Genomic DNA, 13,050 nt, shown 5'->3' with positions numbered 1-13,050 from the left:
CCGTTGGGTGACGGTTGGCCACGCGTTGAACGGTCAGCCCCGGGAAACCCGGCCCAACACGGGCTCTTGGCGGTCACGAGACCGATCACCCCTCCGACACGCCAGCCGGGGTACGCGAGCGGTCTCCGGCGCCGCCCGGCACGGGTGGTGACTCGGTCCGGCTTAAGGTCCGTGCTCACCACGAAACCCAAACCCGATGTGGAAGGAGCAGTGCTTCCACGGTCCCCGCTCGTACGGGCGGCGCCTCCCAACCGCTTTCGAGCACGCCCCACCGAGCGGTGGGGCGGGAGGTGACCACCGATGCGCCGCATCCTGAACCGACTGTCACTGTCTACTACGACCAACGCCGGTGTCCTGCTCGGCCTGACCGCGCAGGTCATCGCCGGAGCGCCTGAACTGCTCGCCGTCAACAACCTCCCGACCGTCATCAACAACCTGGTCGTCTGGATCGTCGGCATCCTCGTCGGCGTCGCCACCCTGTTCCTCACCTACGGTGGGGCGTTGTACCTGATGGCCGGCGGCGACCCCGGGCAGGTGGAGAAGGCCAAGGGCGCACTCAAGGGCGCTGCCACGGGCTACGCCCTCGCCGTGCTGGCCCCGGTGCTGCTGACCATCCTGCGCGGCATCCTGGGGACCTGACCCGATGTTCTGGGACATCGTCGGAGTCGGAACCCTGCTGGACGAGATCCTCACCTGGCTGGCACAGCGAGTCGCGGATGTCATCGAGGCCCTGTGGTCATTGCTGTCCTCGGCGTTCCTCGTCGTACCCGACGTCACTGGGCTGCCGCAGGTCGAGACGATCAGCGCCCGCGCCCTGATGATCGTGAACACCTGCTTCGTGCTGGCGATCATCGCCTCCAATGTCGTGATCATGAGCCGGGACAGCGTGCAGGCACGCTACGGCGTCGGTGAACTGGTGCCGCGCCTGGTCATCGGCTTCATCGCAGCGAACTTCGCGACGCCGCTGTCGAAGGGGCTCATCGAACTGGGCAACGCGCTCACCCAGGCGCTCACCAGTGACCCCATCACCACCGAGGGCTCCCTCGGCCAGATGAAACGCACCGTCGTCGACGCCCTCACCGACCCCGCCAACGCGCTCCTCACACTGATCATCGGGATTGCCATCGCAGCTCTCGTCGCGATGATCATGGTTGGTTGGATCCTGCGCCTCGGCCTGCTGGTGATCCTCGTCGGCATCGCACCGGTGGCGTTGGCCAGTCACGCCACACCATGGACGGAATCCGCGGCGAAGCTGTGGTGGCGGGCCTTCATTGGTGCCCTGGCCACCGTCATCGCCCAAGCCCTCGCCTTGCACACCGCGCTGACCGTCTTCCTCAGCCCAACGGCGAACCTGCCCGCCCTCGGCCTGCCCGACGACCCAACCGGCACGTTCAACCTGTTCATCATCTGTTGCCTGCTGCTGGCCGTGGTGAAGATCCCCGCCCTGATGCGCCGCTACGTCACCGGAGGTCAGTCCAACAACGTCGTCGGCGCGTTCATCCGCGTCGCGATCGTGCAGCAGGTCAGTCGGGCCCTGACCGGGGGCCTGTGGCGCGGTGGCCGACAGGCCAGCCGGCCAGCGGCGCGAGTGGCCGCCCGCCAGACTGGCCCAGGGGGACCGGGGACCGGCCCATCGTTGCCGAGACCGACTGGCGGCGGACCTCGGCCGGGACCGGTTCCGCGCAGGACCGCGCCGACGGCGGCACCCGCCCCTGCGGAGCGTGCTCTACCGAGAGTTCCGTCCGGGCGGACCCCGGCCACCGCGATGCCCCAACGCATGCCCCGCTGGCGTCGGTGGTGGGCCTACACCGACTCCGGCACCGGCTGGCCGGCGGACTCCCCGCCCCAGGGCATGCGCGGGACGAATCGGCCACCGCATGGGTCCGGAGCCGCGCCGTCATCGATCGGGCCAGGTCCGGCGTCAGCCCACGCCCCGAGCGGTACGGGCTGGCCGTCGACGACGGCGTATGGCCCGCGGACCACCCGCGCGTCAGCGGCAGCGCGATCCCGGGCCACCAACCCTCTGCCACCGACTCCATCCTCCCGACTGTCGGCCCGGGGCAACAGCGGCAATGACCGCTTGCCCGGCTGACACCCCACGCCCCAGTCCAACCGATTGCCTGAGGAGACCCCATGTCTGATGTCGATCTCCGTGCTCGGATCCCTGCCGACGTCGAAACACCCGATCGTCTGCTGTTCAACCTGACCACCCGTCAGGTCGCCATCCTGGCCACCGCCGTAGCCATCGCCTACCTGCTGTTTCGGACACTGCTCGATGTTCTGCCGATGCCGGTCCTGCTCGGCGGTCTGGTCCCGCTGCTCGGTGCCGCAACCGTCCTCGCGTTGGGCCGCCGCGACGGATTGAGTCTGGACGCCTGGCTGCTCGCCGCAGTTCGCGGCTCCCGCACCCCACGACGGCAGGTTCCCGCACCCGGCGGGGTGCTCAAGACGCCCCGGTGGGCACCGGGCCCCAGCAGCGCCGAGGGTGAGCTGACCCCGCCGACGCCACTGCGCCTGCCGGCGCGGTCGATCGCCACCAACGGAGTGGTCGACCTCGGCAGTACCAGCGCCGCGCTGGTCGCCGTCAGCACCGTCAACCTCGGACTCCGCACCCCAGTGGAGCAGGCCGCGCTGGTCGGCGCCTACGCGCGGTGGCTCAACAGCCTGACGGCCCCGGTGCAGATCGTGGTCTCCACCCAACGCGTCGACCTGACCAGGCACGCGCATCGCATCGCCGACACCGCGGACCTGCTGCCCAACGCTGCGCTTGCCGACGCCGCTGCGGACTACGCCGAGTTCCTCCTCGATCTGGAAGACGATCGGCAGCCGCTTTGGCGCACCGTCACCATCGTCCATACCGCTACCGGCGCCCGCCGCGACCAGGACGTATTGCGCGCCGCCGAGCACACCGCTGGTGCCCTGCAGAGCCTGGGGGCCAGCACCCGCCTACTGGATGGCCCTGCCGTCTGCGCGGTGCTGGCCGCCGCCGTCGACCCCTACACCCTGCCCGTGCCCGGCGAACGGGCCCTACCTGACGAGCCCATCACCTCCGAGGAGCCGTCGTGAACCTGCTGCGACTGCTTCGTCCTCGTCGGCCTGCCATCCCGGCCACACCCCCGCCGGCGGAGGCCGACACCCTCGCCGCGCTTATCGGCCCGGCCAGCGTGGAGGTCACCCCCCGCTACCTCAAGATCGGCGAGGGCTACGCCTCGACGTTGATCGTCAACGGTTACCCGGCGGAGGTCGGGGCCGGCTGGCTGCTCCCACTGACCGGCTGGCCCGGTCGTGCCGACGTCGTCATCCACATCGAACCGCTCGCCCCGCAGGTCGCCGCGTCCCGGTTGCGTCGCCAACGCGCCCGACTGGAATCCTCCCGGCGCGCCGACGCCCAACACGGACGCCTCGACGACCCCAGCACCGAGGCCGCCGCCGCGGACGCCGCCGAACTCGCCGACCGGGTCGCCCGCGGCGCGAGCCGCCTGTTCCGGGTCGGCCACTACGTCACCGTGCACGCGCCCAACCTGGACGAGTTGACCGAGTCCGTCGCCCACGTACGGGCCACCGCCGCCTCGGTCATGCTCGACACCGTCCCAGCCACCTGGCGGCACCTGCCGGCCTGGACGTCGACCCTGCCGATGGGCGTCGACAGCATCGGCATGCGGCGGGTCTTCGACACCGATGCCCTCGCCGCAGCGATGCCCCTGGCCTCCGCGGATCTGCCCGCCCCGTTGCCCGGCGACCCGCCCGGCGTCTCCGGGGTGCTCTATGGGGTCAACACCACCACCAACGGCATCATCTGGCACGACCGCTGGGCCGCCGACAACCACAACAGCGTCGTACTCGCCCGATCAGGTGCCGGTAAGTCGTACTTCATCAAGCTCGAAACCCTGCGCTCCCTCTACGACGGGGTGCAGGTCAACGTCATCGACCCCGAAGACGAATACCTGCGGCTCGCCGAAGCGGTCGGCGGCACCGTCATCCAACTCGGCGCACCCGACGTCCGGCTCAACCCGTTGGACATCTCCGTCGACGACAACCGACCCGACGCCCGCAACCGGCGAGCGCTGTTCGTGCACACACTGGTCAACGTCCTACTCGGCGCCAGCGGCCAGGACGGCGCGATGGCACCCACCGAGCGCGCCGCCCTCGACCGGGCAGTCAACACCGCGTACCTTGCTGCCGGCATCACCAACGACCCGACCACCTGGGCTCGCCCGGCTCCGCTGCTCCGCGACGTCGCCGCGGCACTGGAGGCCGACGCCACACCGCCGGCGCTCACCCTCGCCGCCCGCCTCTCACCGTGGACCACCGGCAGCTTCAACCACCTCTTCGACGGACCTACCACCACCGACCCCACCGGGCACCTGGTGGTCTGGTCCACCCGGCAGCTCGCCGACGAACTCCGCGCCCCCGGGATGCTCCTCGCCCTCGACGCGATCTGGCGCACCGTCGACGCTCCACCCGCCGACGGCCCGACCGCCGACCCACGCCGACTCGTCATCGTCGACGAGGCCTGGACCCTGTTGCGCGACGGCGAAGGCGTCCGATTCCTCAACCGGCTGGCGAAGGCCGCACGCAAACGGCGGGCCGGGGTATCCGTGGTGACACAGGACGCCGCAGACCTGCTGGGCTCCGAACTCGGGCAGGCCGTTGTCGCGAACTCGGCCACCCAGCTCCTCATGCGCCAAGCCCCGCAGGCCATCGCCGCCGTCGCCGACAGCTTCAACCTGACCGGGGGAGAGGCGCGGATGCTGCTGTCAGCGCAACGCGGGGAGAGCCTCCTGCTCGCGGGCGCCAACCGGGTAGGCGCCCACGCCGTGTCCTCTCACCGGGAACACGAACTCTGCGTCACGGGCGACCTCGACGGGCAGACACCGTGACAACGCTCGCCTCATCGACACCGCCGCCGTCGCCCTTTTCGCCGCCGTCGCCCTTCGTGCCTCCGCCGGTCCCGTCCAACCCGATCGCGGACGCCATCGTGAACGCACTCCGGTGGGTGACCGACCGTCCGTGGCTCGCCATCGTCATCGCCGCCCTCGGGCTCGTCGTACTGGTCGCGCGAGGACAACTGCACAGTTGGCGGCACCGGCGGCTGCACCGTCACGCCCACCAGGTCGTCATCACCCCACCACCGGAAGTCGACCCGGACAGCGCCGCCCGCTGGTGGGCAACCTGCGCCGAGATCCTCCGTCCGGCCGGATGGCGACGCCTGATCCACGGCACTCCACACGTCGGTTTCGAATACCGATGGGCGGGCCGGCAGTTGACCATCAACATCTGGTTGCCCGGCACCGTGCCCACCGGACCCGTCCTCGCCGCCATCACCGGCGCCTGGCCGGGTGCCACCGCCACCGTCACTGACGCCACCGCACCGATACCCCTGGCGACTCTCGACGAGGGCGGCGCCCTGCTTCCCACCCTCGCGGCCTGGTACCCGATCGTCACCGACCACGACAGCGACCCCCTGCGACCACTGATCTCCGCGCTGTCCGGGCTGCAGGATCCCGAGTACGCCTGCGTGCAGGTACTCACCCGCCCAGCCACACCCCGGCAGATCCGACGGCTCCGCGCCGGAACCGGGGCCCTCCGCAGTGGCCAGCCCGCACGAGGGCTACTCGACCCCACAGCCTGGCTCCGCGGACTGCTCGAACTGATCGTGCCCAGGCTCGGCCGGGCCCCCGCGGGCACTCGGGCCGCCACCACCCGGTCGGTACCGACAGATCCGGAACGCGATCGCGACGCCCGCGCCGCAGTCGACAAACTCGCAGCCGGGCAGCTGTGGGAGACCTCGATCCGGTACGGCGTCGCCCACACCAACCCCCGGAAGGTGGCAGAAGAGAATCTGCGGGCCCGACTGAAGACCCTCGCCCACGGCGTCGCCTCCGCCTACGGCGTCTATACCGCCCGCCAACGACTGCGCCGCGTCCGGCTCAAGCAGCCCGCCGCAGTGCTGTCCGCGCGACCACTGCGCTCCGGGTACCTGCTCGGAGCCGGTGAGCTCGCCGCCGTCGCGGCCCTACCGACCGACCTGGCCGTGCCCGGCCTCCGACGCGCTCGCGCGAAGCCCATGCCAGCGCCGGTCGAGGTTCCCGCCGGCGGACGCGGCGTCAAACAACTCGGACACGCCGAGATCGGCGGTCACGCCGTCGGGCTGCCCGTCGTCGACGCCCGCCAGCACCTGCACGTCCTCGGCTCCACCGGCGTCGGCAAGTCGACCTTCCTGGTCAACATGATCCTCGACGACGTGGCCGCCCGCCGCGGCGTCGTGGTCATCGACCCCAAGGGAGACCTCGTCACCGACGTCCTGGATCGGCTACCGGAGACCGTCGCCGACCGGGTCGTCCTCATCGATCCCGACCAGGACCAGGGCGGCTACTTCAACCCTCTCTCGGGAGACGACCACGACCTCGCCGTCGACAACGTCGTCTCGATCTTCAGCAAGATCTTCCAAAGGCACTGGGGACCGCGCATCGACGACACCCTGCGGGTCGCCTGCCTCACCCTGATGCGCAAGGCGCACGCCACGCTCGCGCTGGTGCCACCGCTGCTCAACGACCGTCAGTTCCGGATGGCCTTCACCGACGGCCTCGACGACCCAGAAGGCCTGCTCGGCTACTGGAGTTGGTACGAGTCCATGCCGCCGCCGGTGCGAGCGCAGGTCATCGGACCCGTCATGGCCCGGCTGAGGGCATTCCTGCTGCGGGACTTCCCACGCCGCACCCTCGGAACACCCCGCTCGTCATTCGACATGGGGAAACTGCTCGACAACGGCGGCATCCTGCTCGCCCGTCTCCCCAAAGGCCAACTCGGCGAGGACACCTCTCGGCTGATGGGCTCCTTCGTGTTGGCCCGCGCCTGGCAGGCCGCCACCGCCCGCGCGAGACTGCCGGAGGACAAACGACGCGACTGCACCGTATTCGTCGACGAGTGCCACAACTTTCTGAATCTGCCCGGCTCGGTGGACGACATGCTTGCCGAAGCCCGCGGCTACCGCATGAGTCTGGTGCTGGCCCACCAGGACCTCGCTCAATTGCCACGACCCACCCAGCTCGCGTTGAGCGCGAACGCCCGCAACAAGATCACCTTTAATGTGGCGCCCGAGGATGCGCACCAGATGGCCCGGCACATGTTCCCCGAACTGTCCGAACACGATCTGAGCCATCTGGACGCCTACCAGGCGGCCGCGCGGCTGGTCATCGGCAATCGGGAGACCGCGGCGTTCACCCTGCACACCCGGCCACCCCGCCCCGTGGTCGGCGCCGCCACACACATCCGGGCCGCCTGTGCCGCTGCCAGCGGGAATGCGACAGACCCCACCGCGATCGAGCAGCTCGCCAAGCGCCTCGCCGGCATCGATCGAGGCAAGACATCTCGCCGCAGCGACTGACGTCGCAGCTTCCCATTCCATACACCGGGGTGGGTTCGCACCCTGGTCGCCGGTCCGGCCCGGCCATGGTCGTTGCGAGCAGCCTGGGAATCGGTCGCTGCTCACCCAACAGTGCAGCTAGGAGACGTACATGAGTCATGATCAGCCGTCCCGACAGTCCCACCGGGGGGACATCCTCCGATCGGGGGGTGCTCCGTGACCCCCCGACCCCGATCCATCCTCCGTCGCTCGACGACCACGCTGTCCGACGTCTCGGCCCGCCTTCGCCCTCGCGATCGGGTGATCGCCTTCCTGCTGTCCGACCACACCTCCCTCACCACCGACCAGATCACCTCGGTCCTGTTCGACTCACCGTTCACCTGCGCCCATCGCCTCTACACCCTGCGAAGGCTCGACTTCATCGACCGTGTCCTGCGCTCCCACCCCGGTCAACCCGCACAGGTGTACTGGGTGCCCGGCCGGCTCTCCGCCCGCTTCGTGGCCCTCGCCCGCGGTGACACCCCGCCCACCCCGAAAGCCGTCGCACTCGCCGCGGACTCGGTGCTGTCCAACCGGATCCGGCAACACACCATCGAGACCAACCAGTTCTTCATCGACCTCATTGCCCACGGGCGCCGTCATCCCGAGGTGAGGCTGACCCGCTGGTGGTCCGAGCAGCAGACAGCCGCCGTCTTCGGACAACGCGTACGCCCCGACGCACACGGCGTCTGGAGCAACAGCCGCAGCAGCGTCGGCTTCTGGCTCGAGTACGACCGTGCCACCGAAGACCACCCTCGTCTACGCGACAAGCTGGACCCCTACCGGCGCCTACGGATGGACGGCGGACCCGGCCACATCCTGCTGTTCTCTCTGCCAAGCCGGGAACGCGAACGCAACTTCCACACCAAGCTCGCTGACGCCGCCCGTCACGATCACCGTGTCGCCGACGCCCTGGCCACTCTCATCGTCGCCACCTGCGCCCGGGACCGGATCAATGGACACAGCCCGGCCGGACCGGTATGGCGGCTCGTAGGCAATGGAGGACACCGGCTGAGCCTGCCCGACTTGCCCACCACCGAGGACGAGCCTGGCCCCCTCAATCCCGGACCACCACGCCCGGCCGAGGATCCGCTCCACGAGCTGCGTGACGAAGCAGAGTGAACCGGTTGACCCTTATCGACTACGAGACCATCATGACCCCACCGGCCAGTCAGGCCGCGTGACTGAAACTGTCACCTATCGGTGCAGCGGACCCTCATGACACCGCGTCGATGGCGATGTCGACGAACCGAGCCAGGTGGAGCTGCGCGGCGACAGTGATCGTGTCCTTCGGGCCGCCTCGATGCTTGGCGACAATGAGGTCCGCCTCCCCCGATCGAGGCGACTCCGGGTCGTAGTAGTTGTCCCGGCTGATCAGCACGACGATGTCCGCCTCCTGCTCAAGCTGCCCAGAGTCGCGGAGGTCCGACAACTGCGGCACCTTCTTCGTGCGCTGCTCGACGGCCCGGTTGAGCTGGCAGACGGCGACCACGGTCGTGGCGAGGTCGCGAGCCAGGTCCTTCAAGTCCTTCGCCGCCTGGCCGACCTGAAGGTCGTGCCGGTCGCCGCCGCCGGGGAAGGTGAGGCGTTGCAGGTAGTCGACGACGATTAGGCTGGGCTTGCCGTGCTGCTGGGTGAGCCGGCGGGCGTGACCCTGGATCGCGGCGACGGTGTTCGACTTGTCGTCGATGAAGATCGGCAGCCTCCGGACGTGGTCACGGGCCTCGGCGAGCCGCCGCCAGTCCCGGTCATCGAACTGCGCCTTGGGGAACAGGTGCAGCGGGATGCGGCCAACGTTCGACCAGAGACGCTGGTTGACCTCCCGCTTGGTCATCTCCATGGTGAACATGAACACTGGACGACCGGTTTCGGCGGCGGCCAGCGCCCAGTTCGCGGACAGAATGCTCTTTCCGGCACCCGGGCGGGCGGCCGGGATAACGAGCTGTCCGGGCTGCCACCCGTTGAGCAGCCGGTCCAGGTCGACGAACCCGGTGCTGATGCCCGGCTCCACCTTCCCAGCGGCGACGTCCCGGAGGCGCTGGAATTCTTCGTCGGCGAAATCGTCAACGTGGGCGACGTCGTCGGCGGCCCGGTCGATTGTGGCTTTGTGGATGGTGCGGGAAGCGTCGTCGACCACCTCGTCGATGGGCTTCGACAGGTTGGTGGCGGCCTGGGCGACCTTGTACGCCGATTCGAGGATCCGGCGCCGCTTGGACCAGCCGGTGACGATCCCTGCGAAGTGCCCCGCCTGCGCCGCGGAAGGCACGGAGGCGACCAGTTCGTGTAGGTACGGGGCGCCACCGGCCCGGACGAGGTCGCCCTTCTCGTCGAGGGCGTGGGCAACCGAGATGGGGTCGACGGGCTGGCCGGCCGTCATCAGGTGAACGATGGCGGTGTAGATGGTGCCGTGCTTGGGCTGGTAGAAGTCACCCGGCTCAAGCCGGATGATCACCACGTCGGCGGCGGATGCGCTGATCATCATGCTGCCAAGGGCGGCCTTCTCGGCGGCCTGGTCGTGCATCGGGGCCTCGGGGCGAGGCATATCGGTGTTCATCAGGCGGCCGTCCTTCGCGCTCGGGCGTCTTCGTGTGCGGCTTCGGTCTTGCAGGGCTTGCAGTTGTCGGCGGGCTGACCCCAGTGGCTGCGGCACTGCTGGTCGTGTGGCACTCGGGTGGGCCGCGGGGCGCCGTCGGGGGTTGGGTCGGCTACGTCTTCCCAGCCTTCGTCGGCCAGCCATGTGACCAGCAGCGGCCAGTAGCGGTGGTCGCGGCCTTCGGCGTGCTTTGCGGCGGTGAACGCTTTGAGGCGGCGGAGGATCAGGTCAAACTCGACACCCTCGGCGAGCGCCTTGGTGAGGACGCCTCGTGCTGCGGCGCTCTTCTCCGTCTTCGGGTACGCGGTCCGCAGCTCGAGCCACCGGGGATCGTCGGCGCGCATCGGTGCGGGTTTGGGTTCCGACTCGTCACACACACTCGCCCGCTGTGGCGCGACGGCGGTGCCGCTGTCGACGAGCGCCCTGGTGTGTTCTTTACGGCTACGGAACGGTGTGGGGGCGGTATTTACCGCGCCTGACGCGGTATTTACCGCGCCTGACGCGGTATTTACCGCGCCAGGCGACGGGAATACCGCTCCTACGTTCGGTGGAGCGGTATTTACCGCGCCTGTCGTGACCTGCTGGTTCTCTCTCACCGCCGGATCAGGTGCGGTAGTCGCCGCGCCTGCCTTGGCCTGGCCGTTTGCCTGTCGTCGGCAGACCGGGCAACCGCACCCGGGCGGCACCGGAAGCTCCGGCAGCACCCACCGCGGCACGAGGCCCTGCCGGGTGTAGAGCGGGTTGCCGTGCCGGTCGGCGCCCAGTGGCACGCGGACGCTGAGATTGTCGTCGCCGGTGCCCTTGCGGAGGTGCTTGGTCAGCCGGTCGGCAACTTCCCGAACCTGCCGCTCGGGCACGCCAAGGGCCTGCGCCAGGTCAGCGACCGGAATGTCCCGGCCTTCCCCCTTGACGCGGGTCTCCTCGGCGATGGCGATGAGTAGCAACCGCTCGGCACCGCGCACCGCCTCGGGTGCGTGGTAGAGGACGTGCTGGACGAGGCTGATCATGCGGTGCCTGCCGGTCCCTCCGTCGAGGCGCTGCGGCGGCGCTTCCAGTCAGCTAGGGATACGACGGCCGAACGGCCGACGGGGAGGTGCACCAGCCGGGGGTGGTGCGGTCGGGCCGCCCAGTAGACCGGGCCGCCGATGGTGGCCTCGTCGGGATACGTGTCGGCCAGGGCTGCGGGATAGACGGTGCCGGGAACCGACACGTCCGGCCAGTCGACCGCTTCGGAGTGAGTCACGCGGCCCGCCCGATGACGTCGTCGGCTGCCCACCCCATGAGCGCGGGCAGCTCGTCCAGACGCCCCTCGCGGGTGGCGAGTTCGATGATCCACGCGTCAGCCTCGGGTGCGCGCCGCAGCTTGAAGAGCGCAGCCATGTCAGCCTCGCGGTACATGATGAGGCGGCTGAACCACGGGGCAGTATTGCTGTCGATCTTGAAGTCGGGGTCATTGGTGGCCAGCGCGATCTCCCACCGGACCCGCTCCACGAGCGAGTTGATGCCCAGATTCCGATGCCCGTTCCGGTTGATCCACTGCCGGCAGAGCATCACCATCGCCCGGTACACGGCCGGGTTGTCGCGGTGGAACCGCTCGAACTTCTCGGTCGAGCTGAATGCCGGGTCCTGTCCGGAGGTGATGCCGGCGGCATCACGGAAGAGGTCGAGCAGGTCGCCCTGCTGGTTGCCGGAGGTGTCGGCTACGTTGCTGTGGTCGGCGGCACCTTGCGCTCCGCCGGTGAAGCTGCTTACCATTGATTCACCGTTTTCGATCAACCTCGCGCCGGCCTGGTCCCTAAACCGCCGGCGCGAGTTGCTGTCCGGGGTCGGTTAGGCGGCGGCGCGGCGCACGATGGTGCGACGGCGCGGCATACGCGAGACGTTGGTCTTGCCGGCTTCCCTCGTGAGGTGAAGGCCCAGGATCGCGCGGAGCTGGGCGATCGTCTGGTCGTCCGGGATCGGAGCGTCCAGGTGGGCAGTCGGTACGAAGTTGAGCCGCCCGCTCACGCGACGCCCACCCGGGTACCGGCGCGGAGAACGGCCTCGGCGGCGATGGTGGCGGCTTCGAGGGCATCCTTGCGGACGCGGTCACCGGTGTGCTTGCGCCGGGCCATGTCGGCATATTGGGCGCTGATGGCGGCGGCGACCCGGCGCCCGAGTTCGTCGGGGTCGGTGTCGGCGAGACGCCCGTCGGGCTCGATCTCGCGGATGAGCTTTTCGCGCTTAGCGGTGCGGGCTTGTTCGAGCACGGCGCGGCGTCGCTCGGGGGAGTAGGCCATGGCACACCTTTCGGGTGAGGCCACGGCGGCAGAGTGTGAACATCGACTGCATGGGCCTGCCAGGCTTGATGCTCACGTCCCGAACTCCGTAGAGTCGGGGGTGGTCGAAGGTGTTACCAGCACCGTCGATCCGGTTGCCGCCGAGGCGGGAACTGCATTCAGAAGGTGATGGGGTCGGGCTTTTGGGCTCGGCCCCATCGCTTTTTCCGGCCCTTGTCGAGTCGGAACTTAACTTAGAACACCAGTACGCTTTCGCGCCCTGTTGCTGCCCTCAAACCTACTGGTGCCCGAGTCGGCGGGCAAGCAGCCCCGCGCCTCGGCGCGACTCTGCGTGAACTAATTTTGATCTTCGCCTGTAGTGCCGCCGATGGGCGGGCTGGTGCCCGTCGCGCGTTACCTGATCTTGGCTGGAGGATCGGGAAGCGTCACGGATGACGTGCGAATATTGGCGAAGTTCCCAACTCGTAGGCGACTTGTGGCCCGCTGTGGTGCCGTAGCTCATGTGTACGATTCCCTGTCCGCTGCGTAGTTTAAGCCACCCCCGACGATTACCCAGCGTGAGCATCAGTGAGGCCCGCAGAGGGCTGGTTATGTAGCAAGCCGTACGCAACGCACATACACGATCTTCGCTATTCCCTGTTCGAGCAGGAGAAGCCTCGAAACGCTTGGGGGGTGATTTCCAGCGTGTCAGAATTTTACTGCTGGTAACGGGCTGTAGATCCGCCGTGAGCGCAACCACAACCCCCTGTGGTCCCCCTCGGCGGCGCTGGTCC

General features: G+C 69.0%; 12 protein-coding genes. 6 read left to right on the top strand and 6 right to left on the bottom strand.

The annotated features are described in order from the left end of the window. Positions 1–300: 300 nt before the first annotated feature. The 6 genes from ACFQGL_RS28415 to ACFQGL_RS28390 all read left to right on the top strand — a co-directional run bounded on the left by ACFQGL_RS28415 (position 301) and on the right by ACFQGL_RS28390 (position 8,527). The gene (locus ACFQGL_RS28415; protein ID WP_377515651.1) at positions 301–639 is read left to right on the top strand and encodes a pilin; all 339 of its coding nucleotides are present in this window, start codon (positions 301–303) and stop codon (positions 637–639) included. Positions 640–643: 4 nt separating this feature from the next. Then, positions 644–2,092: a hypothetical protein gene (locus ACFQGL_RS28410; RefSeq protein ID WP_377515649.1), complete on the top strand. Its 1,449-nt coding sequence runs from the start codon at positions 644–646 to the stop codon at positions 2,090–2,092. Positions 2,093–2,133: 41 nt separating this feature from the next. Then, a complete protein-coding gene (locus ACFQGL_RS28405) occupies positions 2,134–3,066 on the top strand; it encodes a PrgI family protein (RefSeq protein WP_377515648.1) in 933 nt (310 codons plus the stop codon). Then, positions 3,063–4,880 (top strand): VirB4 family type IV secretion system protein, encoded by a 1,818-nt coding sequence (locus ACFQGL_RS28400; protein ID WP_377515647.1) that lies wholly within the window; start codon positions 3,063–3,065, stop codon positions 4,878–4,880. The genes ACFQGL_RS28405 and ACFQGL_RS28400 overlap by 4 nt, the downstream gene beginning before the upstream one ends. Further along, positions 4,877–7,387: a type IV secretory system conjugative DNA transfer family protein gene (locus ACFQGL_RS28395; protein ID WP_377515645.1), complete on the top strand. Its 2,511-nt coding sequence runs from the start codon at positions 4,877–4,879 to the stop codon at positions 7,385–7,387. The genes ACFQGL_RS28400 and ACFQGL_RS28395 overlap by 4 nt, the downstream gene beginning before the upstream one ends. Positions 7,388–7,582: 195 nt before the next feature. Further along, complete coding sequence (locus ACFQGL_RS28390; protein ID WP_377515644.1) at positions 7,583–8,527, top strand: replication-relaxation family protein; 945 nt, start codon at positions 7,583–7,585, stop codon at positions 8,525–8,527. Between the two features lie 94 nt (positions 8,528–8,621). On the opposite strand, the gene ACFQGL_RS28385 is transcribed toward ACFQGL_RS28390, so the two are convergent. The 6 genes from ACFQGL_RS28385 to ACFQGL_RS28360 are packed head-to-tail and all read right to left on the bottom strand — an operon-like array spanning position 8,622 to position 12,277. Further along, positions 8,622–9,959, bottom strand: a complete 1,338-nt coding sequence (locus tag ACFQGL_RS28385) for a replicative DNA helicase (RefSeq protein WP_377515642.1) — start codon at positions 9,957–9,959, stop codon at positions 8,622–8,624. Next, a complete protein-coding gene (locus tag ACFQGL_RS28380) occupies positions 9,959–10,960 on the bottom strand; it encodes a hypothetical protein (protein ID WP_377515640.1) in 1,002 nt (333 codons plus the stop codon). Before ACFQGL_RS28380 ends, ACFQGL_RS28385 begins: the two co-directional genes overlap by 1 nt. 41 nt (positions 10,961–11,001) lie before the next feature. Beyond that, positions 11,002–11,241 (bottom strand): hypothetical protein, encoded by a 240-nt coding sequence (locus tag ACFQGL_RS28375; protein ID WP_377515638.1) that lies wholly within the window; start codon positions 11,239–11,241, stop codon positions 11,002–11,004. Then, a complete protein-coding gene (locus ACFQGL_RS28370) occupies positions 11,238–11,774 on the bottom strand; it encodes a hypothetical protein (protein WP_377515637.1) in 537 nt (178 codons plus the stop codon). Before ACFQGL_RS28370 ends, ACFQGL_RS28375 begins: the two co-directional genes overlap by 4 nt. Before the next feature lie 54 nt (positions 11,775–11,828). After that, positions 11,829–12,005: a hypothetical protein gene (locus ACFQGL_RS28365; protein WP_377515636.1), complete on the bottom strand. Its 177-nt coding sequence runs from the start codon at positions 12,003–12,005 to the stop codon at positions 11,829–11,831. Continuing rightward, on the bottom strand, positions 12,002–12,277 hold the full coding sequence (locus ACFQGL_RS28360; RefSeq protein ID WP_377515635.1) for a hypothetical protein: 276 nt from the start codon (positions 12,275–12,277) through the stop codon (positions 12,002–12,004). Before ACFQGL_RS28360 ends, ACFQGL_RS28365 begins: the two co-directional genes overlap by 4 nt. Positions 12,278–13,050: the final 773 nt, after the last annotated feature.

It is taken from the genome of Micromonospora vulcania (genome assembly GCF_042658605.1).
Taxonomy (GTDB): Bacteria; Actinomycetota; Actinomycetes; order Mycobacteriales; family Micromonosporaceae; genus Micromonospora; species Micromonospora vulcania.
This window is presented reverse-complemented; position numbering and strand designations above follow the sequence as displayed.

Bases quoted from the DNA above. Each gene is read 5' to 3' on its own strand.
- ACFQGL_RS28410 (WP_377515649.1), top strand. From the start codon at position 644: ATGTTCTGGGACATCGTCGGAGTCGGAACCCTGCTGGACGAGATCCTC.
- ACFQGL_RS28360 (WP_377515635.1), bottom strand. From the start codon at position 12,277: ATGGCCTACTCCCCCGAGCGACGCCGCGCCGTGCTCGAACAAGCCCGC.
- ACFQGL_RS28405 (WP_377515648.1), top strand. From the start codon at position 2,134: ATGTCTGATGTCGATCTCCGTGCTCGGATCCCTGCCGACGTCGAAACA.
- ACFQGL_RS28415 (WP_377515651.1), top strand. From the start codon at position 301: ATGCGCCGCATCCTGAACCGACTGTCACTGTCTACTACGACCAACGCC.
- ACFQGL_RS28385 (WP_377515642.1), bottom strand. From the start codon at position 9,959: ATGAACACCGATATGCCTCGCCCCGAGGCCCCGATGCACGACCAGGCC.